Raw genomic sequence first — 24400 nt, forward strand, 5'->3', positions numbered from 1 at the left:
CCATGGCGGTAATAGGCTCGCCTCATGGCCGGCCCAGTCCAGTCGATCGAACGGGCGGCGGCGATTCTGCGCCTGCTCGCCGGCGGGCCCCGCCGACTCGGCCTCGGCGAGGTGGCCGCCTCGCTGGGGCTGGCGAAGGGGACCGCCCACGGCATTCTGCGCACGCTCCAGCACGTGGACTTCGTGGAGCAGGACGCGGCGACCGGGAAATACCAGCTCGGGGCCGCCCTGCTGCACCTCGGCACCAGCTATCTGGACGTCAACGAGCTGCGCTCGCGCTCCCTGAACTGGGCCGATGCCCTGGCCGCGCGCAGTGGGGAGACGGTGCGCCTGGGGACCCCCCTGGAAGGCAGCGTGCTCATCGTCCACCACGTGTTCCGGCCGGACGACACCTTCCAGACCCTGGACGTGGGCTCGCTGCTGCCCCTGCACGCCTCCTCGCTCGGCAAGGTACTGCTGGCCTACGGGACCGCACCCTTCGAGCCGCCCCAGGAGCCGCGGCTGGAGGCGTACACCCGGCACACCCTGGCCGATCCCGAGAAGCTCGCCCGGGCGCTCGCCGAGGTACGGGAACTCGGCTGGGCCTCCGAGATCCAGGAGATGAGCATGGGCGAGGCCGGTCTGGCCGCGCCGATCCGGGGGCACGGCGGCCTCGTCGTGGGCGCCATCGGGCTGTCCGGGCCGGTCGAGCGGATCTGCGACAGCCAGGGGCGCCCCCGCCCGACCCTGATCACCCTGATCCGTGAGGCAGCCCGGGCGATCTCCAGAGACCTGGGAGCCACCCGCTGGTAGACCAGGACAGCCGCCCCTCGACCCGTCGGAAGGCAGACCCGATCATGGCTGAACGGTTCGTAATGTCCATCGATCAGGGCACCAACTCGACCCGATGCATTCTGTTCGACCACCGTGGGCGGCTGGTGTCGGTCGCGCAGAAGGAGCACCAGCAGCACTTTCCCAGGCCCGGCTGGGTGGAGCACGACGCCGTCGAGATATGGCAGAACCTGCGACGTGTCGTCCCCGAGGCCCTGTCCGACGCCGGTCTCGACGCGGGACAGGTCGCCGCCATCGGCGTGGCCAACCAACGCGAGACGACGGTGCTCTGGGACCGGCGGACCGGCGCCCCGCTGGGCCGGGCGATCGTCTGGCAGGACACCCGCACGGCGCCGCTCGTCGAGGAGCTGGGAGAGCGCCCCGGGGAGGACTTCTTCCTCGACCGGTGTGGTCTGCCGCCCTCGACCTACTTCTCGGCGCTGCGTCTGCGCTGGCTCTTCGACCACGTCAAGGGTCTGGAACAGCGCGCGACGGACGGCGAGGTGCTGTTCGGGACGATCGAGAGCTGGCTGATCTGGAACCTCACCGGAGGCACCGACGGCGGCCTGCACATCACCGACGCCACCAACGCCAGCCGCACCATGCTGATGAACATCCGCACGCTCGCCTGGGACGCGGAGCTGCTGGCCTTCTTCGGGGTGCCGCGCGCCATGCTGCCCGAGATCAGATCGTCCGCCGAGCCGTACGGCGAGGCCCGCGCGCTCCTCCCGGGCGTCCACATCACGGCCGCCCTCGGCGACCAGCAGGCCGCCCTCTTCGGCCAGACCTGCTTCTCCCCGGGCGAGGCGAAGTGCACCTATGGCACGGGAAGCTTTCTGCTGCTCAACACCGGCCGCGACCTCGTGCGGTCGAGGCACGGACTCCTCACGACCGTCGGCTACAAGATCGGGGACCAGCGGCCGGTCTACGCCCTCGAAGGGTCCATCGCCGTCACCGGCGCACTCGTCCAGTGGTTCCGTGACCGCCTGGGGCTGATCAGCAGCGCCCCGGAGATCGAGACCCTCGCGCGGACGGTCGAGGACAACGGCGGCTGCTACATCGTCCCCGCCTTCTCGGGCCTGTTCGCACCCCGCTGGCGCAGCGACGCACGCGGGGTCATCGTCGGCCTCACCTCGTACATCACCAAGGGACATCTGGCCCGTGCCGTCCTGGAAGCCACGGGATGGCAGACGCGTGAGGTCGTCGACGCCATGAACGCCGACTCCTCCGTCCCCCTCAAGCAGCTCAAGGTCGACGGCGGCATGACCGCGGACAACCTGCTCATGCAGTTCGTGGCCGACGTGCTCGACGTGCCCGTGGTGCGGCCCATGGTCGCGGAGACCGTCTCCCTCGGCGCCGCCTACGCCGCCGGACTCGCCGCCGGCTACTGGCCGGACCTGGAAGTACTGCGCCGCAACTGGCACCGGGCCGCCCAGTGGCTGCCCGACATGGACCCAGGTCTGCGGGAGTCGGAGTACGACAACTGGCAGCAGGCCGTCGAACGGTCCCTGGGCTGGGTGCGGCCGCCACACTAGTCCCCGCACCCTGCACATCATCATTCCGGCTTTCCCGGGTCTAAGAATTCAGCTCCCCCTTTTGGAACACCTGCCCCAATCAGCCGTCACTTGCGTCACATCGTCGAATGAATGATCGATCCGGAAAGAGTGCAAGCGGAATATGCTGCTGAATTTTTCGCATTGTCTTCACGAAACCCTGACCCCGGTTCATACTTGTCGACCCGAGGGGTGACAGGGGGGTCTGGCCGAATCCGGGGGGATTCATCGTCGGGGGAACACCAATTCCGTCGCGTACGCGTCCGCGTCGCGACGAGTGCCGTGGGCACGGCATCCACTGGCCCATCAATGCGTGTTCTCTCCATGTCTTCGCGCCTCGACGCCGATCTCCACGAAGAGAAAGAGATCACCATGAGCACGACGACGGTTACCTTGCGCAACGCGATTTCCAACGCGCGCCAGGACATCACCATCCAGCCGGGCCGGACCGTGCGGCAGGCGGTCGACGACAGCGGGTTCATCGCGGCGGGCAGCCGCTTCAGCGTGCGGGACAAGAACGGGCAGGTGGTGGACGACCAGCCGGTGGAGGAATACGCCAACACCGTGCTCTCCGTGGGACTGCCCGGCGACGGTGTCGTCGGCGGTTCCCCGGCAGGGGGCTGCCATGGCCGTTGAGCGCTACGCCAGGCAAAGCGGAATCCTGGTCCAGGAGCTGGTCGCCGACGCGCGGATCGCCGTCCTCGGCACCGGACCTGCCCTGACCCATCTGCTGCAGTGCCTGGCCATGATGGGCGCCGGGAGCCGGCACGGACACATCAGACTCGTCGGGATGGACCGGCCCGTGACGGAGCGGGACCTCGCCGACCAGTTCCTGCTGTGCCGCGACGACCTGGACCAGCCACTCGATCAGGCCCTGGCCCTGCGCACCCAGGAGACGAACCGGTCGGTGCGCGTGTTCGGCGACAGCCGGCCCCCGGACGGCCGCGAACTGACACTGGCCGTGCCGCGGGCCGCCGAGACGGAGACGGTCGCGGCCCGCTGCGCCGTGGACGTGTGGGGGCAGGTGCTGCCCGCGGCCGTCCGGGTGGGGCCCGATGCCATGCCGGACGCGAAGGACGAGCCCGGCCCGCTGACCGCCGCACTGGGCGCCGTGTGCGGGGGACTGCTGGCGCAGGCGGCGCTGGTCGAGCTGGGCGCACTGGTGGACGGCCCCGCCGTCGTGTCCCAGTGGGCGGAGGAGCGGCTCATGCTGCATGCCCCGGGCGTCGGCACGGCGGCGGAGCACCTGATGCTCAACGGCAATCCGCAGCCCGACCTGCAGGGCGTGCTGGAGCAGGCGGCGCAGGCGGGGCAGCTCCGCGATTTCTCGGTGCGGCTGGACGGGGTGCCCGCGCGGCCCAGGGTGACGGCGGTGGTCGACGAGGACCACGTGCTCGCGTCCGTCGTGGTGCGGGAACCGGGCCGGACCCGTACACCCCTGGTCGTCGTACCGGCTCGGCGGCCGCCCCGGCGTGCGCCGGTGTGCTTCTGGTCTCCGCTGGAGGACGTCGTCCCGGAGGACGGGGGCGGCCTGCCGAAGTCCTGGGAGCGGCTGCCGCGCCGTGACGCCCGGGTCCTGGTGTGCGGCGCAGGAGCGCTCGGCGGCTGGGCGGCCGGGGTGCTTGCCGCGAGCGGCGCCGTCGCACAGCTGACCGTCGTCGACATGGACGACAGGGTCGAGCTGCACAACCTCAACCGGCAGATCCTCTTCAGGGACAGCGACATCGGAGCCCCCAAGGCCGAGCGCACCGCCGCACGGCTGCGGGAGATCGACCCGGAGCTGAAGGTCGAGGCCCTGGCGACGGTGATCGGTCCCGAACTCCTCAGTGCACCGGCCGTCGTCGACACGGCCGCCTTCGCCGGCCCGCCCGAACTGCGCGCACGGCTGGCCGAGGCCGCCCGGTCGCGTGCCCGGCTGGAGGAGGAGCTGGCCGCGGCGACGGCGGTGCTGTCCTGCCCGGACAACCAGCAGACCCGGTGGACGCTGAACGTGCTGGCCGAGCGGCACAAGCTGCCCCTCGTCAACGGCGCGGTGGACGGCGTGATCGGCCGCGTGCACGTGTGCGACCCGGGCACGTCGAGCATGTGCCTGGTCTGCTGGCTCGGTACCTCCATCGCCGACGATCCCGTCCGCCGCTCCTGCACGGACGTGGTCGACGGCATACCGGTCCAGGCCCTCGTCACCAGCGCTGCGGTCGTCGGCGCCGCCCAGGCCGCGGCGCTCATCGCGACGCTGGCCGGGGCCGGGGACCGGGTCCGGCGCTTCCACGTCTGGGACGGCACCGAGGCCTCCTTCAGCGGCCACCGGGCCGGCGAACGGGACCCGGCGGAGTGTCCGGCGCATCTGGGCGACCCGCTGCTCGGCACAAGCGACAAGGAGTGAGGCCGTGGCTGTTGCACCGCATGAATTCCTCCAGGCGAAGGCCCAGTTCTTCGACCTCGAACCCCTGGTGACGGACCGGGACAACTGGGTGACCAGTGTCGCGGTGACGCTGCGCGGGATTCTCGGTTCCGCGAACACCTCCCTGCGCGCCAGGCCCCAGGACTACCGGCTGCTGGTCGATGTGGGCCGGCTGCGCGACGAGTTGCCGGTCGTCTGGATCTTCTCTCCCTCGGACTCCGAGATCCAGCACGTCAACATCTTCCGGCCCAGGGAGACCTGTCCCTTCACCGGGGACCGGCGGCCGACGCTGTGCTGGGGGACCACGGACTCGGCCTGGCGGCACATCCCCCAGGAGAACCGCTCCCTGTCGAACTTCCTGGAGGCCGCCCGGCAGGTTCTCGCCGACACCAACATGCAGAGCCGGGCGCGCTGATGCCGGTCACCGAAGCGGAAGTGACGGCGCTGAGACCCGACTTCCCAGGCATCGGCGTCCTGGCCCGCGAGACCCGGCAGGGTGCGCTGCTGATGGCGCGATGGCGGGCCCTGCTCTCGCCGTACCCCGCGGTCGGACAGCCCGACGTGTGCGCCGTCAGCGCCCGGGTGGGAGGCATCGTCGGCGGCGGATCCCGGATCCGGCGGGACTACCAACTCGTCATGGACGTCGGCACGTTGCACCGGCGGCTGCCCACGGTCTGGATCACCGCCCCGGCGGACGCCCAGATCCGGCACGTGAACATCTGGCCACCGAAGGGCGAAGCCGCGTGGTGTCCGTGGCTCGGCCTGCGGCTGCCCCACGTGTGCTGGTTCACGTACACGGACGCCTGGTCGGACGCCCAGCAGACGAGCCGCACGCTGGGCGCCGCGCTCGAATACGTCAAGCAGCTTCTGAACACGGAGAATCATGACAGTCCGGCACGTTGAACACCGGGCGCCGAGTCTGCGCCTCGCCATGCCCCTCGCCCTGGTCGGCCCCGCCCTCTTCCTCGCCCTCTACCTCCTGTCCGTCGGCTGGGCGGTGCCGAGCGGCCGCCGGGCGGCGGTGGTCGGGCTCGCGGCGACCGTCGTCGCCTGGCTCGGCTCCTCCGAGTGGCTCACCAGCCGTCCGTCCGTCCGCCCCGCCGGCCCCGACACGAGCGCGGCACTGTTCGCGGCGGTGCTGCCCTGCGCGGCGCTGACCGCCCTGTCGGTGGCCCTGCTGCGGAGCGGGGACTCCGCCGGCGTCTGGGCCGTCATCCCGGTGGTCGCACTCGCCCAGGCCGGTGTCCTGCTCCATGCGGTCCGGCACGGCCAGGACGCGGGGTCCGGCGGCCCGGAACAGGCCGCCGGCCATTCGGCGGCCGCCCCGGAAAGCACATCCCGGGGCGAGCCGTCGTCCGCCACGGAAGCGACGGCGGACCGGCCGGGGGAGAACCCGTCGGGCAGCCCGGGGACGGAGCCGGACGACAGCATCGAACCGGCCGAACAGGACCCGGCGGCGGCCCGTACCGCCACCGGTACGGGCCCTGACGACCCGGCAGGGGAGGTGGACGCGGACCCGGACCCGGCACCCGGCGCCGAAGCCACGGCGCTGACGGACCAGCCGGACGCGGCGGACCCACGGGACACGGTGGATGCCGCGGACACACTGGCCACGGCCGAGGAACAGGGCCGGGACGAGGGCACACGACCGGCCTCGAAGAAGCCGCAGCTCCCCCAGGTCGGCATCGACGCCGAACTCTGGCGCAACCTCGCGGACGCACTCAGCGAACCCGCCGACCACCGCAGGGAACAGGGCGGCGTCGCCCTCACCGCGCGCACCGACGACGGACTGTGGACCATCGTCGGCGTCGTCCTGCCCCAGCAGACCTGGGCCAGCTCGGTCCGGTGCGAGTTCTCCGTCCTGGAGGTCGAACGGGTGCGGGACGCACTCGACTCCCTCGGACCCGACCACCAGGACGTCGTGAAGATCACCTGGCTGCACACCCATCCCGGCCTGTCGGTGTTCCTGTCGGCCACCGACCATGCCACCTCGGCGAGCTGGCGGGCGCTCGACCCCGACTTCCGTCCCGTGGTGGTCGACGTCACCAAGGACGAACTCGAGGACCAGATCGGTGTGTTCGACGAACGCGGCAAGGCGCTGCGCATCGCGCTGGTCGACGACGTGCTTCCCACCAAGACGGCGGAGGCCGTCCGCGACGCCGTCCTGGACCGCTACCGCCGGTCGGGCGGCCCGCTGCCCCTGGTGCTCGTCGGAGCGGAGCCGTGCGCGGCGTGACCGAGCCACCTTCACCGCCACCGGCGCAGGGACGGATGATGCCGAGGTCACTGATCCGCGGAAACCCGGGAGACGACATAGCCCTGGACCGGGCGTGGGGCAACACCCTGCTCGCGTACTTCGCCCGCTTCCCCACCGAGCGCGGCGGCGTGCTGGTCGGCCGACGGTCGGTGGGCCTGGTCGAGATCACCGCCGCCGTCTTCCCGCCGCAGCAGGTCTCCACCCCGACGCGCTGCTCGTTCGACACCAGCGTCATCGAGGGAGTGCACGACACCCTGAAGACCGTACGCCGCACCCCGCTGGGCGACTGCGTGGCGACGGTGCTCGGCTGGGTGCACAGCCACCCGCACATGGGCGTGTTCCTCTCCGAGCAGGACCAGCACACGCTGACGACCTGGACCGACCTGGACGCGGCCGCCGTCGCCCTGGTCGCCGATCCGTTCACCCGCGGCCACAGCATCCAGGCCTGGGGACGAAAGTGCGCTCGCCGCGCCCTGCGGGTCCGTGACGAGCCCGCGGGGCTCATGCTCGACGAAGGGGCCCGGCTCGCCGACGCGTTGAGCGGCGCGGCGGACCCGGGGCTGCGCGGCCTGTGGGACGTCGTGGCCTCCGGCGGGATCGTCTCCGTCCATGTCTCCGGGCGGACGTCCGCCGCACGACGAACCGAGGAGGAACGGTGAACGGGGACGCGACGGTCCGGGCACTCACGGACGACGAGGTCATCCACGGCCACTGCTTCACCAACGTGCCGGGCTCGGCGGCCGGCGACCTGCTGCGGGTGGCCACGCCCGACACCGCCATCTACTGCCGTGTCGTATGGGACCTCGCCGACCGCTTCGGCCCGGCGCCCGAGATCGCCCTCGACCGCTGGCAGCGCGGGGCGCTCGGCTGCGCCACCGGGAGCGAGGTCCGGGTCGAGCCGGAACGCGGGCCTGTCCCCACCGCCGACGAGATACGGCTGAGCCTGCTGCGCGGCAGCACGGCCTCGGGTCCCGAACTGCGGGACTTCCTCGCCGCCGGACGCTATCCGCTCTATCCGGGCCTGCGGTTCTGCCACCGCCCGCTGGGCGCGGCCGGAGACGGTGCCGACGGATACGGGGAGTACGTCGTGGACCATGTCGTCGCCGACGGCACGGACGTACCCGTCGCCGCCGTCGATCCCCTGCTGCGGGTCACCGTCCAGCGTTCCCCCGCGCTGCGCGCGGTGTGGCCCGGTTACGAGGACCTCGGCGGCATCGACGACGTGGTGGCCCTGCTGCGCCGGGAGATCGAGGTGCCGCTCAGACGCTCCGAGGAACTGCGCCGCCTCGGCGTGTACGCCCCGGCGGGCATCCTGCTGCACGGCCCGCCGGGCACGGGCAAGACGACACTGGCCCGCGCGGTGAGCATGCGGTGCGCCCAGGACGGCGTGGAGACGGTCCTGCTGCGCGGATCTGCGCTCGTCACCCAGCAGCGCGAGGATGCGGAAGCCGAGCTGCGCGAGGCGTTCAGCCCGGTCGCCGACGGCGGACGAACCCGCCTGGTCGTCCTGGAGGACGTCGACTACCTGGCACCGGCCCGTGACACGCCCGTCGTGGGCGGCTCCCTGCTGGGGCTGCTGCACGAACTGCTGGACCGGCCGGACCGGCCGGTGATCATCGCCACGACCAGCCGCCCGGACGACGTGGATGCCGCGATCCGCCGTCTGGGCCGGCTCGGCCAGGGCATTCGGATGCCCCTTCCCTCGGAGGCGGACCGCCGCGCGATCCTGGCGATCCACACCCGGGACCTCGCCCTGGCCACCGACGACGAGACGGCACGGACCGCCCTGCTGCGGGATCTGGCGGCTCGTACGTCCGGGTTCGTGGGCGCCGACCTGGCGGCCCTGTGCCACGAGGCGGGCCGCGTGGCACTGCGCCGGGCCTTCCCGTTGGACATGCTGGAGCACGAGAACCCGGCGCCCGGCCCCGGGACCGAGGACCCGGAGGCCGCCTACGAGTGGGAGGGGGCCGCCTCGCCGGGCGACGGACTCGAACCGGTCTGCGCCCTGCGCATCCAAGAGGCGGACTGGACGGCCGCCCTGACGCTCGTCACCCCGTCCGTGATCGGTGGCGTCGTCCCGGAACTGCCGACGACCGGGTTCGCCGACGTGGTCGGTCTCGACACCACGGTCACCCAGTTGCGCGAACGCCTGATCCTCCCGCTGCGCAACCCGGCGCTGTTCGCGCAAGCCGGAGTGCGCGTGGAGCGGGGCGTGCTGTTCCACGGCCCGCCCGGCACCGGCAAGACGCTGCTCGCCCGCGCCCTCGCCCACGAGTGCGGCAGCCGCTTCCTGTCCGTACGCGGGCCGGAGCTGCTCAACCAGTGGTTCGGCGAGTCCGAGCGCGCCGTGCGTGACCTGTTCCAACGGGCCCGGAACCTCGCCCCGAGCATCCTCTTCTTCGACGAGGTCGACGCCCTGGCACCCCGGCGCAACAGTGGCGGCGGGGACGGCGGGGCGGCCAACCGGGTGGTCAACCAGCTGCTCGCGGAACTGGACGGGCTGGAGGACCTGGGCCATGTCACGGTCGTCGGCGCCACCAACAACCATGAACGCATCGACCCCGCGTTGCTGCGGCCCGGCCGGCTCGGCCTGCACATCGAGGTGCCGCTGCCCGATGAGGCGGGGCGGGAGGCCCTGTTCGAGCTCTACCTGCCGCAGGGCGCGGTGGCGGACCGCATCCCGGAGTACGCGCGAGCGTCGGAGGACATGTCGGGAGCCGGCATCGCGATGGTCGCCCGGGAGGCACGGCTGGCCGCGCTGCGCCGCGGCCGCTTCGAGGAACTTCTGCCGGTCTCCCACGACGACGTGCTCCAGGGCCTGGCCAGGGTCCGCGGTGACGCCCGCACGCAGCCCGCCGACACGAACGGGCGGCCTTGGACGCCACTCCCAGGCGGCCGTCCCGTCTGACGGGCCGGCGCCCGGGAGTGTGCGTGGCGTCCGCCGTCCCCAGAACGCCCCCGCACGGGCCCGTCCGTACCCGGAAAGACAGGTGGCCGAATGACCTTGTACGCCCTTCTCGTGGGAATCGACGCCTATCGCCCGCCGGTCACGCCCCTGCGCGGCTGCCTCAACGACGTCGCTGCCGTGACGCGTTTCCTGCGCGGCCGGGTTCCGGACGCGGGCCTGCGGACCCTGAGCCTGACGGACGAGGCGGCGACCCGAGCGGCGGTGATCGACGGGTTCCGGCGCCACCTGGGCCGGGCCAAGGCGGGCGACAGCGCGCTGTTCTGGTACAGCGGCCACGGCTCACAGGCGCCCGTGCCGCCGGAGCTCGCGCGTTTCGAGCCGTCCGGCATGCTGCAGACCCTGGTGTGCGCCGACAGCCGCCGTGACGGCGTACCCGACCTGTACGACAAGGAACTCGCCGTCCTCGTCGGGGAGATCACCGCGAGCGGAGCCCACCTGGTGGCCGTGCTCGACTGCTGCCACTCCGACAGCGGCACCCGAGGGCCGGTCGCCGCACATCTGCCCCCTCCGTCCGGGCGGCCGCCGCTGCGGGTGCGCCGTCATCCGGCGTCGGCCACCGCGCCACCGCTCACGGCCCTGCTGGAGGATCTCCACACTCTCCCGCACCGGGCCGCGACGGCGACGGGCGGCTCGGCGGCCGCCCCGCACGTGCTGCTGGCGGCCTGCCACGTCGATCAGTACGCCGTCGAGGTTCCCGCGCCCGGCGGATCGCACGGCCTGTTCAGTCTCGCCCTGCTGGAACAGCTCGAATCGCTCGGCCTCGGAGCCACCTCACGGGAACTGCTGACCGGAGCCCGGTGCCGCGTCGAGGACAGCGCCCAGCGTCAGGTGCCGGTGCTGTCCCCGGCCGCGGACGCCGTGGTGGACAGGCCCTTCCTGGGCGGCCCGGTCAGTCCGGCCGGCTCGCCGCTGACGCTGCGCCGACTGCGCGGCCGCTGGGAGGTCGACGCGGGCGCCTGCCACGGCGTGCCCTCCGACGAGCCGGACGACCCGGTGCGATTCGCCGTGACCGGCGCGGACGGCGTGGCGGAGGTCGTGGTGACCCGGCTGCTGACCGACCGCAGCGTGGTGGAGCCGCTCGGCTGGGTGCCCGACCCGGGCAGACGGTACCCCGTGGTCCTGACGAGCGTCCCGCTGCCCGTGGGCACGGTGTCCCTGGACGGCGACGACGAGGGCGCGGCCCGGGTCGCCGCGCTGATCACCACGGCCCTCGGCACCGCGGGCCCGGGAAAGTCGGCGTCGCCGCACGTCCGTACCATCGGCGCCGCCTCGGGCGAGCAACTGCCCGATCTCCGGGTGCGCGTGCCGCGTGCGGGCACCGTGCGGATCTGCGCGAGCGACGGCACCCCGCTCGTCCCCGACGCCCCGTGCACGACGGCCGAGGAGGCGGCCGGGGTGACCGCGGACCTGGAGCACATGGCCCGCTGGCGCCGCGTCAAGGACCTGCACAATCCGGTCTCCGCCCTCGCCAACGCGGTGTCCGTGGAGGTCGTGGCCGCCGGCCGTGGCGAGACCGTCGATCAGGGCACCCGCCCGGCGCTGCGGCCGGGCTCGGACGGAGCCGTTCACCTCGCCTACCGCCGGGGACCGAACGGCTGGGAGCCGCCGGAGGTGTTCGTACGGCTCCGCAATGCGACGGGCCAACGGCTGTACTGCGCCCTGCTCGACCTGACCGACCGGTTCCGTATCCACCCCGGGCTGTTCTCCGGTGACTGGATCGCTCCCCGGCACACCGCCTCGGCGGCCTGGGGCGGGGCGGTCACCATGAGCCTGCCGCCCGGTCGCCCGGTCGAGCCCGGCGCCGTCGGAACCGACTGGCTGAAGGTCCTGGTGGCGCAGACGCCCTTCTCCTCAGCGGGCTTCGTCCTCGGCCGGCTCGGCGAGCCGGAGCCGCCGGCCGCCCGGGTCGCCGCCCGCGGATACCAGGGTGTCCTCGACCGCTTGGGGCTCGCCGCACTGCACCGGGACGCCGAGCCCGCGCGTCCGGGTGCGGGCGACTGGACCACCGGCATCCTGCCGGTCGTCGTCCACGTCCCCGCCGGCTGAGCGGCCGCGCACGTCGGGCCCTGTTCAACGTCCGATGTGTACGAAGGCCGCCCACGAGGCGATGTCCGACGACTGATGCGTGCGCAGCCGCTCGCGCAGGTGCCTGGGCATCGCCGTCGGTCTCTCCCGGCGGCCTACCATGCACAGCTGGGCCTGATGCAGCGCGTCTGCCGGGCACATGCCCTCCGCCCGCAGGAAGTGGTGGAACAGGAACATCAGCACGGTGGTCGCCGCGTCCTCCACGCTCCAGGTCGCGCTCACCACCGAACGGACCCGGCCCGCCAGCAGGGTGGTGCTCAGACTGAACGCCTCGTCGTGCCCCCGCCCCGACCGGCCGGTGCTGCACGCCGCGAGGACCGCGAGCGTGATGTCCCGGCCGGGCCCCTGCACCAGGACCTCCAGGACCCGCTCCGCCGCGAGGTGTTCTCCCTCGTGGAGCAGCAGGTAGGAGCTGTCGCCGGACGCGGTGCTCTCCGCCACGATGCCGTGGCAGGCCAGGTGCACCACGGAACCGCCGCCGGGCTCCGCGAACCACCGCAGCACCTCCTGACCGGTCCCCGCCCCCTCCGGGCTGGGCTCGCCGTCGGGCATCCTGCCGACGTAGCGGGCCTCGGGGTAGAAGCAGTCCCTGACCGCCAGGGCCTCCAGACGTGCCCCGGGCAGCTCGCGCGCCGCACCGGCCGTGTCCGGGTCGCCGACGACCAGTCCGCCGTCGGTCAGCGGAACCGGGTCGCGCCACGCCGTCTCGCACAACAGCCGCGCGGACGGGGCGTAGGAGAAGACGGCGCGTTCCATCGCGTACCGCCAGGTCCCGTCCGGCGCGCGGGTGCGCGCCGCATGCCAGGGAATCCGGCACAACTCCCGCACCGGAATGAGCACCAGACGTGCCGGGCGGTCCGCGGGCATGCTGAGATGCCCCTGGAGGAGGGGGCCGATCGCCGCGTCCCAGGCCCACTCGCAGATCCCGTCCAGCACCTGGGGCTCCTTGAGCACGGCGTCACGCTGGGCCCGGTCGCGATCGTCGGCGTCCCGTTCCGCCATGCCCCGGGCCGCATCGGTGAGAAAGTCGTCGAACGGCGCGGTCCCGGAGCCGTTCAGCCGGGGCAGCGCCAGCCAGGTCGCGGCCGCGTGGGCGGGGATCACGACCGCCGCGCCCGGCCCTTCGTCGCCCGGCATCAGGTAGACGAGCGCGTCGGCCCCGAGGGCCCGCAGCGCGGCTCGCGTCTCGTGGACATCGGGTGGGTCGAGCAGGCGCGAGGTTCCCTCGCCGGGGCCCGCCGCCGGCGTGCCGTCGTCCCGCAGCGGAACTCCGGACAGGGCCGCGACCACCTGGCGGCGCAGGTCCACCGGTACCTCGGCGGCGGGGGCGGCCGCCCGTGCCCGCTGCCACTGCCGGGCAAGGCCGGTGTGACCCGCCGAGGTCAGGCGCGCCTCCAGGTCGCGGGTCTCGGCCGAGGCGTACAGGATGAGGCCGCGCCCGGCGTCCAGGGCGGTGGCCGCGTCCTCCGCGGCGTCGTCCGCCAGACACCACCGGGCGGTGTCGAGAGCGTCCCCGGCCGCGTGCCGTGCGGTGGCCTGCATCTCGTCCGCCGTGGACTCCAGCAGCACGCTCCAGGCGTGCCCGCGCAGCCCGCGCAGGGCGGTCGACCGGCCCAGCCCCAGGCGGCCCGAGAGCCGGTAGGCGTGTGCGAGCGGCATGGCGACGGCGGTCCACAGCACGTGCGTGCTGGACGCGGTCGCGTCCCGGGCCTGTTCGAGCAGCTCGGTGCCGGCCTTCAGCGCCTGCCGGTCACCGGTCAGTTCGACCTGCCGCAGATACGCGGTGCCCGTGATGAGCTGGTAGTACGTCCGCCGCGGGTCGTGCACCGGGCTGAGAGCGAGGGCCTCGGTCAGATGGCCGACGGCGTCGGCCACCGACCGGGTTGTGTGCAGGGCCAGTTCGGCCGCCGCGAGCTGGCTCAGCCGGAAGGCGCGGTCCATGCGGGACAGCCCGGCCTGGGCTGCCGCCTCCCGCAGCGGCCGCAGACCGTCTTCTGCGTCTGTTGCCGTCTCTCCGGTCCGGCCTGCGGCGGGTCCCTGCGTGGGGTCGACGGAGGAGTCGTAGATCCGCAGCATGGGAGCGGTCGTGTCCAGCATCTGTTCCAGCTGCGTGCGCAGCGGATCGCCGGGAGGCTGCCGCAGTGCGATGGCCCGCAGTTCGTCCAAGTACCGTCCCATGTCCGAGAAGTCGCCGCGCACGGTCTTGGCGTGCATCTCCTGCATCAGCCGCATGATCTCGGCCCGGTCGCGCACGGGGGCTTCCCGGTCGCTCATCCGGCTGGAGAACCGGCGCATGTCGTCGGTCACCTGCCGGGCTTCGGAAGCGGTGGGATTCTCCTGGACCAGCAGGTGCCGTACGCCGAGCCGCGCGGACTCGACCCTGTCGACATACGGTGACGTGTCGCCGACGACCGCGGCGTACTCCTCCAGCTTCCGCAGCGCCGCGCGCGGGTCGAAGCCGGGCCGGCTCTCCTGCGCGGCCGCGAGCAGGTCGCCCGCGCGCAGGGAGGCGGACGTTTTCGGCCAGGACGGCAGCGGGGTGGGATCCGCGTCGGCGACGTCGGCCAGGGCCACCGCCCAGGACAGTCGAGGGGACCCCAGGAGCCCGCCCGACTCCAGCAGGGCGGTGGCGAGGACCGTCGCGAGCTTCGCCCGGCCCGGCACGTCGGACGGCAGGGCCTGGAAGTCCGCCAGCGCCTGGTCGATGTCCGCGTCCCTGCCGTGGGCCTCGTAGTGGCAGGCGTGGATCCAACAGCGCGCGAAGAGCCAGGGCGTCCGTTCGTCCGGACCGACCGCCTCCATGGTCTGTGTGGTCAGGGTGATCAGCGCGGCCGACATGTCCGTCCCTGGCACCTCACCCATGACGACGCCCCCGTCGGCCGGCCTCGAACTGCGCATCCCCCGCACGCCGGTTGAGCCGCGGCCGACGCTCTTCGACAGTAACGGCAAACCGGGGCGGGCGTACCGGCTCCGCACGGGGTGGAACCAAGTGGAGAACAATGGTCGCTCTGCTGCCGATTCCGGTCGGAAGAAGACGCCCGCCCGGTACGGCAGTTGCTCCCGATCGAGCCATGAGCCCATGGTGGACGGGCTTTCGGCCAGGACGACCAGCTGGGCACTAGCGGTCCGCGGTGCCGATCGGCTGTCCGGCGGGGGAGTCCACGAGGTCGGTGCGCCGAGCCCGCCACCACGGCACGAGCTGGACGACGCCGAACGCCACCTCGACGACGAAGAACAGCCACAGCCAGCGCGGGGCACCGTGGGCCAGCGCGTACGCCTGCCATGAGGCGAACAGCGTGCGTGCGACGCCGTCGAACAGCCCGTGCACGGGCAGCGGCTCGACGATCCGCAGGAGCGCCCAGACGACCACCACCGAACCCATCAGATTCGCGAAAAGGATCTCCATCGGCTCGGGGGCGGGCAGGGCGCCCAGCCCGAGCCCGTCACCGAGCTTCGACAGCGCGTCGTGCACCAGCGCGTAGGTCCACGGCGTGGCGAATCCGGCCGTGACCACGAGGTCGTACCAAGCACTCGTGCGGACGGCACGCAGATAAGCGGGGCGGGAAGGGGCGAAAGGACGGATCACGGCGGGGCTCCTGCTGGTCTCCTGCATGACAGCCACGACGGTAAACAGTGGAGTACTGTCCAAGGTCAAGTCCGCAGTTCGGGGGAGAGACGTGCGTATCGGGGAGCTGGCCGCGCAGGCGGGACTGACCAGGGACACCATCCGCTTCTACGAGAAGATCGGCCTCGTCACAGGTCAACGGCTTGCCAACGGTTACCGCGACTTCCCGCCGGAGACGGTGCCCTGGCTGCAGTACGTCCGCACCGCACAGACCCTCGGCTTCTCCCTGTCCGAGATCGCGCGCACCGGCGAGGAACTGCGCGACGCGCCCGACACCGCTGAGGCGTTGTCCGCGCTGTTCGAGGAGAAGATCAAGGTCGTCGATGCGCGCATGACGCGACTTGCCGCCCTGCGTGCCGAACTCGAAGCACGCGTGGGCACCGGATGCCCGTTGCGCGCGGCAGCGACGGCCGGGTGACACGGGCCCTCCGGTCGTACGCCGAGGCGGAGCGCATCAGCGGGGGCCGGCTGCTGATCAAGAACCTCGACCCCGCGGAGCGCGGCCCTGACCACCGAACACTTCGCCCCGGTTCAGGCCGTCCTCGAACTGCCCGGCGACATCGGACAGTTCCTCGACGAGGCGATCCGCACCGTGAACGAGGACTTCACCGGCACCTCGGCGTGAACGTGACCGCGCACCATCCGCAGCCCCTCGGCGGACGGCGCTGCGGGCGATCTTCGCCTCCGCACCGCGCGGCTGACCACGTTTCCCTCCCGAGGCCATCCCGTCCGAGCGGGTGGAGAAGGCCGGTGGGGTCGGGCGCGGCGCGGCCATCCGGACGTTCTCGAGGTCGCCGTTGTCGCGCGCGCACCCTCCGTGGGGCGCGACCGTGGGGGCCGTCGTCGTGCCGCGCCGGGGGCCGGGCCGGCCGAGCGGTGGTGAGTGCCTGACCCCCGCCGCACCTGGCCACCCTGTGTGCGCCGTGGCCGAGGTGCGTCGAATAGGGTCGCGGCATGGCGGAGGAGCGGGTGGAACGGGCGCGGAGGGGGCCGGGACGGCCGCGGCAGGAACACGTCACCGCGGCGGCGCTGGACGCTGTCGTCGAGCTGGTGGCGGAGAACGGCATGTCCGCGTTGACCATGGACGCCGTCGCGGCCCGTGCCGGGGTGAGCAAGCCGGCGATGTACCGGCGCTGGTCGACCAAGCAGGATCTCGTCATCGCTGCCGCCGAATCGCGGATCGGCCCTCTCACCGTGCCTGACATGGGCGACTTCCGTGCCGAGCTGCGCGCCGTCCTGATGGCACGCATGGAGGCGTACCGGCAGCCCGGTGTCGCGCGTCTGCTCGCCGGAATGATCGGCACCGCCGCCGAGGCGGACGCGGAACCCGGTGCCTACCGCGCCTACACGGCGCGGGTGATGAGCGAGACGAGGCACGTGCTGGAGCGCGGTGTCGCGCGCGGTGACGTGCGGCCCGACGTCGAATTGTCGGACGCCGCGACCCTCGTGGCGGCGTCGCTGGTCTTCCGCATGGTCGGTGAACAGCGGCTGCCGGACGAGGCTCTCGTGGTCTCGGTGGTGGACATGATCGGCCGGGCGGTCGCCACCCGGCCGTGATGCGCACCTGACATACGCCGTCTCTGCTGCGTGCCGGGAGAGGTGATCCGCCCGGCGCGCCGTCGTCTTGCCCTGCGGGCCTTCGTCTTGCCCTGCGGGCCTTCGTCATGCCTGGCGGGCCTGGTCATGCCCCCGTCGGGGTCTTCGGCATCCCCAGTGCGTGTTCGGCATTCCCGGCGGGTGTTCCCGGCCCGGAGAACGCTCCGGAAATCAACTCGCTCCAGCCCCTTGCCCCGCCGTCGCTCAATATCGATACTGCCGGTTACGTATTTGGCGTCCTTTGCTGGGAGGAACCCCCGTGCACCCTGCCGCGACCACCCCCGTCGAGAACCCCAGGCCGGTACTGGACAAGCCCCTCATGCACTACGGGAGCCGCGTCCTGGAACGCCTCGCCCCCGGTGCCGAGCCGTCCGAGTTCCGGCACGTGGAGATCAACCCGCTCACCCCGCACTTCGGCGCGGTGCTCGGTGGCGTCGACCTGACCCGCCCGATCGGCGACGCACTCGCCGAGGAGCTGAGGCAGGCGCTGCTGGAGTGGAAGGTGATCTTCTTCCGGAACCAGACCGGCTTCACCGCCGAACACCACCTCGCCCTGTCCGGAGTCTGGGGCCCGCCCGAGCCGAACCCCTTCTTCCCGAAGACCGGGACCGCCGGCGTCTCCCGGCTCGCCAAAGACGCGAAGGCCGCCGGCAACAAGAACATCTGGCACAGCGACCACTCCTTCATGGCCAACCCGGCACTCGGCTCCGTCCTGCGCGCCCTCGACGTGCCCGCCGCGGGCGGCGACACGATGTGGGCGGACATGGCCGCGGCCTACGACAACCTGCCCGCCGGCATGAAGGCCCGGATCGGGAACCTCACCGCGGTCCACGACTGGGAACCCAGCTGGGGCGCCCTCATGAACGACGAGCAGAAGGCCGCCTTCCGCACGCGGTGGCCGCAGGTCGAGCATCCGGTCGCGGTGCGCCATCCGCGCAGCGGCCGCCGGACCCTCTACGTCAACGAGCCGTTCACCACCCGCATCAAGGGCCTGTCCGCAGCGGACAGCCGCGAACTGGTCGACATCCTGGTGCTCCAGGCGCGCATCCCCGAGTACCAGGTCCGCTTCCACTGGGAGCCCGACTCCATCGCCGTCTGGGACAACATCGCCACCCAGCACTACGCGATCAACGACTACTACCCGCGGCGACGCGTGATGGAGCGCATCGCCATCGCGGGAGTCCCGCTGTCCTGAACCGGGCCGGGCGCCCACCACCGCCGGCTGCGAGTGCCGGCCGGTTCCGCATCTCCCCAACGGTCCTACGGTGTACGGCCGCCACCCTTCTCCGACAGGAGCACCCATGACCGCGGTACCGACCATGCCCCAGCGACCCGCGGGGACCGCCCGGACCGCCGGCAGCAGCGTTCGCGCCTGGGCAGTGACCGCGCTGCTCGTGGTCTTCATGATGGTCAACTTCGCGGACAAGTCCGTCCTCGGCCTGGCCGCCGACGAGATCCGTGCCGACCTCCGTCTGAGCGCCACTCAGTTCGGGCTTGCCAACAGTGCGTTCTTCCTGCTCTTCTCCGTGGCGGCGGTGTTCGTCGGGCTGGCGGCCGATCGGCTGTCGACAAAGACACTGCTCCTCGTGATGGCCGTCCTGTGGTCCGTGGCTCAGGTCCCGGCCGCGATCGGCGGTGGCCTCGCGGTCCTGGTCGTCTCGCGGGTCCTCCTCGGAGCCGCGGAAGGGCCCGCGTTCCCCGTCGCCCAACAGGCCACCCTGGCCTGGTTCCCCGACGAACGGCGCAACCTGCCCGGCGCGCTGGTCACACTGGGCGTCACCCTCGGGGTGATCGTGTCCGCGCCCGGGCTGTCGTGGGTGATCCAGAACCACGGGTGGCGAGCGGCCCTTTGGGTGCTCGCGGCCGTGGGGCTGGTGTGGGCCGTGGCCTGGGCGGCACTCGGCGCCGACGGCCGACACGCGGCCGGGACGGACGGCGTCGACCGACCGGTCGAGGCGCGGGCGGATGTGCCGTACCGGAGGATCTTCGCCACCCGCACCTGGATCGGTGCCACCCTGGCCTACTTCACCAGCTACTGGTCCGTGGCCCTGATGCTGGTCTGGCTGCCGTCCTATCTGCGCAACGCCCTTGGCTACTCGGCCCACGAGGCGGGCACCGTCGTCGTCGCACCCTGGGCCATAGGCGCTCTCGCGCTGCTCGCCCAGGCCGGCATCACCGGACGGCTGATGCGCCGCGGCGTCGGCAGCCGCCGGGCCCGCGGCTGGGTGGGCGGCTGGCTGCTCGCCGTCGGTGCGGCCTGTTGTCTGGCCCTGCCCTTCGTCGACGGCCCGACGGCGAAGACCGTCCTGGTCGCCCTCGGCTTCGGCCTGGGCGGCTCGTACGCGACGGTCGCCGCGACCACCGTCGCCGAACTCGCCCCGCCGTCCCGCAGTGGTGGCGCCCTGGGCGCCATGAACGCGGTTGTGACCATGGCCGGACTCGCCGCGCCCGCCGTCGTCGGAGCGCTGGTCGACGCCCAGGGCACCGACGGCTACCAGAACTCCCTGCTGCTGTCCGGCCTGTTCCTGGCGGTCGGAGCTGCCGCTTCCTTCCTGCTCGTCGACCCGCGCCGGGACATCGCCCGGCTGGACGCCTGACCCGATGCGACCGGAGTCCGCCGTCAACGCCACAGCAACTGAACGCCACATCATGGGAGTTGACTCTTGAGTACCACGCCGGCCCTCGACACCGTCCCCCTCGATCGCGCCGTCGCCGACCTGCGCCGGAACGCCGGGTCCTGGACCGCCACGCCGCTCACGGACCGGATCGGACTGCTGGAGCGGATGCTCCCGCGGATCGCCGACGGCGCGTCCGGCATGGTCGCCGACGCGGCCCGCGCCAAGGGCTACAGCGCCGCGTCCGGCTGGGCCGCCGAGGACTGGGTCACCGCGCCCTGGGCGCTCGCGCAGACCGTGCGCGCCTACCTCCATGTGCTGCGCAGGATCGCCGACGGACAGGACCCGGTTCCCGCCAGGGCCGTCCACGACCGGGACGGCCGTACCGTCGTCGACGTCTTCCCGGCGACCGCGTCGGACCGTCTGCTGCTCAACGGATTCACCGCACAGGTGTGGACCCTGCCGGGCACGACACGGGAACAGGTGTGCGCCCGGGCGGCGGGGGAGTACCGGGGGCGGGCATCCGGCCCGGCCGTCGCGCTGGTGCTCGGTGCGGGGAACGTCCCGGCGATCACACCGCTCGACGTCCTGCACAAGCTGTTCGCGGAGGGGCAGGTCGTCATCGCCAAGATGAACCCGGTCAACACCTACCTCCGCCCCCATGTCGAGAAGGTCTTCGGCGAGTTCGTGGACCGTGGCTGGGTCCGCTTCATCGACGGCGGTGCCGAGGAGGGCGCGTATCTCACCGCCCACGACGACATCGACACCCTCCACGTCACCGGCAGCGAGCGCACGCACGACGCCATCGTCTGGGGAACGGACGAGCAGGCGGATGAGCGCCGCCGGGAGAACGCCCCGCGCACCGACAAACCCCTGACGAGCGAGCTGGGCGGCGTGAGCCCCTGCATCGTGACGCCCGGACCGTGGAGCGCGGCGGACTTCCGCTACCAGGCCGAACACATCGTGACCAGCAAGATGAACAACTCCGGCCACAACTGTGTCGCCACCCAGGTCCTTCTCGTGCCGCGCCACTGGGACGGCACCGACCGGCTGCTCGCCGAGATCCGCCGCCTGCTGCGCGACCTGCCGGCACGCCCCGACTACTACCCCGGCGCGGCCGACCGTCTGAACGCGGTCACGCAGGCCCACCCGAAGGCCGAGGCGCTCGGCGACGGCCCCTCCCGTCTCCTCGTGCCCGACATCACCGACGCCGACGATCCCATGCTCACGGACGAGGTGTTCGCCAGCGCCCTGGGCGTCGTACGACTGCCGGGCGACGACGTGTCCGCCTTCCTGGGCGCGGCCACGGAGTTCGCCAACGCCAAGCTGCCCGGCACGCTCGGCGCGACGCTGCTGGTCCACCCGCGGACCGAACGCGCGCACCGCACCGCCGTGGACGAGGCCGTCGCCGCACTGCGTTACGGCACGCTCGGCGTCAACTGCTGGTCGGCGTTCGGCTTCCTGCTCGGCTACACACCGTGGGGCGCGTTCCCGGGCCACACACGCCAGGAGATCGGCAGCGGCACCGGCTTCGTGCACAACGCCTTCATGCTGGAGGACGTGGAGAAGACCGTGCTGCGCGCACCCTTCGCACCCGCACCGCGCGGCCTGCTCACCGGCTCGCCCTCCCTCTCGCCCCGCCCGCCGTACTTCGTCACCAACCGCACGGGCCGTACGACGATGCAGCGGCTCACCGCCTACACCACGGACCCGAGGACGGCCAAGCTGCCGGCCGTCTTCGCCTCGGCGCTGCGCGGCTGAGCGCCGCCCCCGCCGACGTCCTTCACTACAGCCGCCGGTGGCGGCCTGGGCGCCCTCGCCGGAAACGTGCGGCAGCACGTGGCCATGGTGCCCTTGATGAGCATCGGGTCGCTCCGCCGACGGCGATCTGTGCGCGCGGAACCCCGCAGAAAATCTGGTCCAACCAGTTGACCAGTGGGCCGGACGGGTTCACCCTGATCGCCATGAATCAGGGACTCATCCGGCGCGAGGCGGTCTCCGACCAGCTCTTCGCCCTGCTGCGTGACAGGATCCTCGGCGGGGAACTGCCGGCCGGTACCGCGCTCACCGCCGAACGGGGTCTGGCGGCCGAGTTCGGGGTGAACCGGCACGCCGTCCGGGAGGCCGTCAAGCGGCTCCAGCAGGCACGGCTGGTCGAGGTCAGTCACGGCGGTCGCACGCTCGTCCTGGACTGGCGGAAAACCGCCGGCCTCGACCTCGCCATGGGCATCGCGGCGGCCGACGCCGGGCCCTCGGTGGAGGACCTCGCCCGTGACGCCCTGGAGATGCGGGCGTGCATAGGGGCCGACGCGGCCCGGTTGTGCACGATCAGGTGCTCCGAGAACACCGCGGGGGAGATCGTCGAGGCCGCGGGCCGGTACGCGAGTACCGGGCCCGATCTGACCGAGCTGGCCGATGCGGACGTCGCCTGGTGGCGGCTGATCGTGGAGGGGTCCGGGAACGTCGCCTACCTGCTGGCCTTCAACAGCCTGGTGGGCGGCACACTTCCGGTCGCCGACGTGCCGGACGACCTGCGGACCGCGGAACTCCTCGACGTCGAAGCACATCAGCGGCTGGCAGCGCACATCGCGGCACGCGAGGCCGGGGCGGCCGAACGGCTGGCGCGCGAGCTGCTGTCCCGCAGCGTGCCCGCGACGCCGCGGAAGGCGGTGCGCTGACATGATCCCGGCCGTGGTCTACGCGATACCCGCGTTCGTGCTGCTGGTCGTCGTCGAGGCGCTTTCCTACCGCTTCCTCCCGGACGACGACGAGCGCGGCTACGAGTTGCGCGACACCGCCACCAGCATGTCCATGGGCGCCGGCAGCCAGGTCATCGCGATGCCCTGGAAGGCGGTGACGATCGTGCTGTACTCGGCTCTCTTCGCCGTCGCCCCCTGGCAATTGTCGCCGTCCTCCGCGTGGACGTGGGTGCTGCTGTTCTTCGGCGACGACCTGGCGTACTACGCCTTCCACCGCGCCCACCACCGGGTGCGGGTGCTGTGGGCGAGCCATGTGGTCCACCACTCCAGTGTCCGGTTCAACCTCTCGACCGCCCTGCGCCAGAGCTGGACGCCGATGACGGGCCTGCCCTTCTGGCTGCCGCTGGCACTGCTCGGCATTCCGCCATGGATGATCCTGCTCCAGCAGGCCTTCAGCCTCGTCTACCAGTTCTTCCTGCACACCGAGCGGGTGGACAAGCTGTGGCGGCCCGTGGAGTGGTTCTTCAACACGCCCTCCCACCACCGCGTCCACCACGGCTCGAACGACGTCTACCTGGACCGCAATTACGGCGGCATCCTCATCGTCTGGGACCGGCTCTTCGGCACGTTCGAACCGGAGGGCGAGCGGGTGGAGTACGGCCTGACGAAGAACATCGGCACCTACAATCCGGTGCGGGTGGCCTTCCACGAGTTCGCGGCCGCCTGGCGCGACGTCCGCGCGGCGCGGCGCTGGCGCGACCGTGCCGGATATCTGGTCGGCCCACCCGGCTGGGCACCCAGGTCGGACGGGTGACATGCCGCCGCTGATCGTCGCCTTCGCCGCGCTGGCCGCCCTCGACATCGCCGGGGTCGCGGCGGGCCTGCCGCCCCTGGAGTGGGTCGCCAAACCCCTGCTGGCACCCGTGCTCGCCGTACACCTGTGGCGCCTGACCGGCACGCGGCACCTTCCGGTTCTGGCCGGCCTCTGTCTCGCCGCCGCCGGGGACACGGCGCTGATGCTGCCGGGCCGGGTGGCCTTCGCCGTCGGAATCGCCTTCTTCCTGGGCGCGCAGCTGTGCTGGACGGCCGCGTTCCTCCGCGCGGGCGCCCTGCGGTATCTGCGTCCCCGCCGCCGGCTGTGCGCCGTCCACCTCGCCGGGTGGGTCGCCGCGGTCGCCGCTCTCGCTCCTGCCCTCGGGCCGGTGCTGGGCACCGCGGTGGCCGTCTACGCATCGGCTCTGGTCACCATGGCACTGACCGCGCGAGTGCTGGGGCGCAGGGCGACCTGGGGCGGGCTGGTCTTCCTCGGCTCGGACCTGCTCGTCGGGCTGGGAGCCGCGGGAACCGACTTCCCCGGACGTGCCGTGCTCGTCATGGTGACCTACACGGTCGCCCTGGCCCTGATCGCCACCGCCTTCACCGTGGCTGAAGCACAGCAGGCGGTCGAAGTGCCCTCCGCTCACCGGGGGATGCTCATGACCCGCGCGACGGATTGACGCCCCTGCTGCTCTGCTCCGCCGGTCCAGCAACTGCGCACGGGACGCCCTCACGGCGGAAGCGGAGTACCGCTCTGTGAGCGAGTGTTCGTACGGCGAAGAGCCGTGCTGAGGGCAAGAGGTCGACACACATGGGGCGAGTTGCGGCCGATCGCCCGGGCCCAGATGAGCGCCCGGACGTGACGTGCCGGCAGGCGATGTGGGGGACGTGTGTGTGGCGGACGGCGTGTGATCCTTCGTACGCACAGTGCGTGTTAGCCTGCCCGCGGTCACGACGGAATGCATACGGGGGAGG

At 72.3% G+C, this 24400-nt stretch carries 20 protein-coding genes; 18 read left to right on the top strand and 2 right to left on the bottom strand.

The features are described 5' to 3' along the window. Positions 1 to 24: 24 nt before the first annotated feature. The 10 genes from ACIRU3_RS07490 to ACIRU3_RS07535 all read left to right on the top strand — a co-directional run bounded on the left by ACIRU3_RS07490 (position 25) and on the right by ACIRU3_RS07535 (position 12035). Positions 25 to 792, top strand: a complete 768-nt coding sequence (locus ACIRU3_RS07490) for an IclR family transcriptional regulator (protein WP_404052694.1) — start codon at positions 25 to 27, stop codon at positions 790 to 792. A 44-nt stretch (positions 793 to 836) separates the two neighbouring features. After that, positions 837 to 2345 carry a glycerol kinase GlpK gene (glpK, locus tag ACIRU3_RS07495; RefSeq protein WP_404052696.1) on the top strand — a complete coding sequence of 503 codons (1509 nt, stop codon included), beginning with the start codon at positions 837 to 839 and terminating at the stop codon, positions 2343 to 2345. 342 nt (positions 2346 to 2687) lie between these two features. Then, positions 2688 to 2999 carry a hypothetical protein gene (locus ACIRU3_RS07500; RefSeq protein ID WP_404052699.1) on the top strand — a complete coding sequence of 104 codons (312 nt, stop codon included), beginning with the start codon at positions 2688 to 2690 and terminating at the stop codon, positions 2997 to 2999. Beyond that, complete coding sequence (locus ACIRU3_RS07505) at positions 2989 to 4746, top strand: ThiF family adenylyltransferase (protein ID WP_404052702.1); 1758 nt, start codon at positions 2989 to 2991, stop codon at positions 4744 to 4746. The genes ACIRU3_RS07500 and ACIRU3_RS07505 overlap by 11 nt, the downstream gene beginning before the upstream one ends. Positions 4747 to 4750: 4 nt before the next feature. Continuing rightward, entirely contained in the window at positions 4751 to 5179 is a 429-nt protein-coding gene (locus ACIRU3_RS07510; RefSeq protein ID WP_404052704.1) for a hypothetical protein, read from the top strand. Then, positions 5179 to 5667, top strand: coding sequence for a hypothetical protein (locus ACIRU3_RS07515; RefSeq protein WP_404052707.1), 489 nt, complete (start codon positions 5179 to 5181; stop codon positions 5665 to 5667). Before ACIRU3_RS07510 ends, ACIRU3_RS07515 begins: the two co-directional genes overlap by 1 nt. Further along, positions 5648 to 7000 carry a hypothetical protein gene (locus tag ACIRU3_RS07520; protein ID WP_404052709.1) on the top strand — a complete coding sequence of 451 codons (1353 nt, stop codon included), beginning with the start codon at positions 5648 to 5650 and terminating at the stop codon, positions 6998 to 7000. Before ACIRU3_RS07515 ends, ACIRU3_RS07520 begins: the two co-directional genes overlap by 20 nt. Positions 7001 to 7038: 38 nt before the next feature. After that, the gene (locus tag ACIRU3_RS07525; protein ID WP_404052712.1) at positions 7039 to 7680 is read left to right on the top strand and encodes a Mov34/MPN/PAD-1 family protein; all 642 of its coding nucleotides are present in this window, start codon (positions 7039 to 7041) and stop codon (positions 7678 to 7680) included. Beyond that, the gene (locus tag ACIRU3_RS07530; RefSeq protein WP_404052715.1) at positions 7677 to 9929 is read left to right on the top strand and encodes an AAA family ATPase; all 2253 of its coding nucleotides are present in this window, start codon (positions 7677 to 7679) and stop codon (positions 9927 to 9929) included. The genes ACIRU3_RS07525 and ACIRU3_RS07530 overlap by 4 nt, the downstream gene beginning before the upstream one ends. Positions 9930 to 10019: 90 nt before the next feature. Beyond that, entirely contained in the window at positions 10020 to 12035 is a 2016-nt protein-coding gene (locus ACIRU3_RS07535) for a caspase domain-containing protein (RefSeq protein WP_404052717.1), read from the top strand. Between the two features lie 24 nt (positions 12036 to 12059). Here the strand turns inward: ACIRU3_RS07535 and ACIRU3_RS07540 are convergent, their stop codons facing one another. Next, positions 12060 to 14936: a CHAT domain-containing protein gene (locus ACIRU3_RS07540; protein ID WP_404052719.1), complete on the bottom strand. Its 2877-nt coding sequence runs from the start codon at positions 14934 to 14936 to the stop codon at positions 12060 to 12062. A 256-nt stretch (positions 14937 to 15192) separates the two neighbouring features. Continuing rightward, positions 15193 to 15660 (bottom strand): hypothetical protein, encoded by a 468-nt coding sequence (locus ACIRU3_RS07545; RefSeq protein ID WP_404052722.1) that lies wholly within the window; start codon positions 15658 to 15660, stop codon positions 15193 to 15195. Positions 15661 to 15751: 91 nt separating this feature from the next. Here ACIRU3_RS07545 and ACIRU3_RS07550 point away from each other — a divergent pair, with 91 nt between their 5' ends. The 8 genes from ACIRU3_RS07550 (at position 15752) to ACIRU3_RS07585 (ending at position 24105) form a co-directional block, all read left to right on the top strand. Then, the gene (locus tag ACIRU3_RS07550; RefSeq protein ID WP_404052725.1) at positions 15752 to 16117 is read left to right on the top strand and encodes a MerR family transcriptional regulator; all 366 of its coding nucleotides are present in this window, start codon (positions 15752 to 15754) and stop codon (positions 16115 to 16117) included. Positions 16118 to 16653: 536 nt separating this feature from the next. After that, positions 16654 to 17256, top strand: a complete 603-nt coding sequence (locus ACIRU3_RS07555; protein WP_404052727.1) for a TetR/AcrR family transcriptional regulator — start codon at positions 16654 to 16656, stop codon at positions 17254 to 17256. Between the two features lie 298 nt (positions 17257 to 17554). Further along, the gene (locus tag ACIRU3_RS07560) at positions 17555 to 18490 is read left to right on the top strand and encodes a TauD/TfdA dioxygenase family protein (protein ID WP_404052729.1); all 936 of its coding nucleotides are present in this window, start codon (positions 17555 to 17557) and stop codon (positions 18488 to 18490) included. Between the two features lie 106 nt (positions 18491 to 18596). Next, positions 18597 to 19892, top strand: coding sequence for an MFS transporter (locus tag ACIRU3_RS07565; protein ID WP_404052731.1), 1296 nt, complete (start codon positions 18597 to 18599; stop codon positions 19890 to 19892). A 66-nt stretch (positions 19893 to 19958) separates the two neighbouring features. Beyond that, positions 19959 to 21671, top strand: coding sequence for an aldehyde dehydrogenase family protein (locus tag ACIRU3_RS07570; RefSeq protein ID WP_404052733.1), 1713 nt, complete (start codon positions 19959 to 19961; stop codon positions 21669 to 21671). Positions 21672 to 21874: 203 nt separating this feature from the next. Further along, positions 21875 to 22588: a FadR/GntR family transcriptional regulator gene (locus tag ACIRU3_RS07575; protein ID WP_404052736.1), complete on the top strand. Its 714-nt coding sequence runs from the start codon at positions 21875 to 21877 to the stop codon at positions 22586 to 22588. Between the two features lies 1 nt (position 22589). After that, on the top strand, positions 22590 to 23423 hold the full coding sequence (locus ACIRU3_RS07580) for a sterol desaturase family protein (protein WP_404052739.1): 834 nt from the start codon (positions 22590 to 22592) through the stop codon (positions 23421 to 23423). 1 nt (position 23424) lies between these two features. Next, the gene (locus ACIRU3_RS07585; RefSeq protein ID WP_404052740.1) at positions 23425 to 24105 is read left to right on the top strand and encodes a lysoplasmalogenase family protein; all 681 of its coding nucleotides are present in this window, start codon (positions 23425 to 23427) and stop codon (positions 24103 to 24105) included. Positions 24106 to 24400: the final 295 nt, after the last annotated feature.

Source organism: Streptomyces sp. NPDC101151 (genome assembly GCF_044768335.1).
Taxonomy (GTDB): Bacteria; Actinomycetota; Actinomycetes; order Streptomycetales; family Streptomycetaceae; genus Streptomyces.

Coding starts and splice junctions, on each gene's coding strand:
- ACIRU3_RS07555 (WP_404052727.1), top strand. CDS start 16,654: ATGGCGGAGGAGCGGGTGGAACGGGCGCGGAGGGGGCCGGGACGGCCG.
- ACIRU3_RS07535 (WP_404052717.1), top strand. CDS start 10,020: ATGACCTTGTACGCCCTTCTCGTGGGAATCGACGCCTATCGCCCGCCG.
- ACIRU3_RS07585 (WP_404052740.1), top strand. CDS start 23,425: ATGCCGCCGCTGATCGTCGCCTTCGCCGCGCTGGCCGCCCTCGACATC.
- ACIRU3_RS07505 (WP_404052702.1), top strand. CDS start 2,989: ATGGCCGTTGAGCGCTACGCCAGGCAAAGCGGAATCCTGGTCCAGGAG.
- ACIRU3_RS07515 (WP_404052707.1), top strand. CDS start 5,179: ATGCCGGTCACCGAAGCGGAAGTGACGGCGCTGAGACCCGACTTCCCA.
- ACIRU3_RS07490 (WP_404052694.1), top strand. CDS start 25: ATGGCCGGCCCAGTCCAGTCGATCGAACGGGCGGCGGCGATTCTGCGC.
- ACIRU3_RS07520 (WP_404052709.1), top strand. CDS start 5,648: ATGACAGTCCGGCACGTTGAACACCGGGCGCCGAGTCTGCGCCTCGCC.
- glpK (WP_404052696.1), top strand. CDS start 837: ATGGCTGAACGGTTCGTAATGTCCATCGATCAGGGCACCAACTCGACC.
- ACIRU3_RS07540 (WP_404052719.1), bottom strand. CDS start 14,936: ATGGGTGAGGTGCCAGGGACGGACATGTCGGCCGCGCTGATCACCCTG.
- ACIRU3_RS07575 (WP_404052736.1), top strand. CDS start 21,875: ATGAATCAGGGACTCATCCGGCGCGAGGCGGTCTCCGACCAGCTCTTC.
- ACIRU3_RS07525 (WP_404052712.1), top strand. CDS start 7,039: ATGCCGAGGTCACTGATCCGCGGAAACCCGGGAGACGACATAGCCCTG.
- ACIRU3_RS07565 (WP_404052731.1), top strand. CDS start 18,597: ATGACCGCGGTACCGACCATGCCCCAGCGACCCGCGGGGACCGCCCGG.
- ACIRU3_RS07580 (WP_404052739.1), top strand. CDS start 22,590: ATGATCCCGGCCGTGGTCTACGCGATACCCGCGTTCGTGCTGCTGGTC.
- ACIRU3_RS07500 (WP_404052699.1), top strand. CDS start 2,688: ATGTCTTCGCGCCTCGACGCCGATCTCCACGAAGAGAAAGAGATCACC.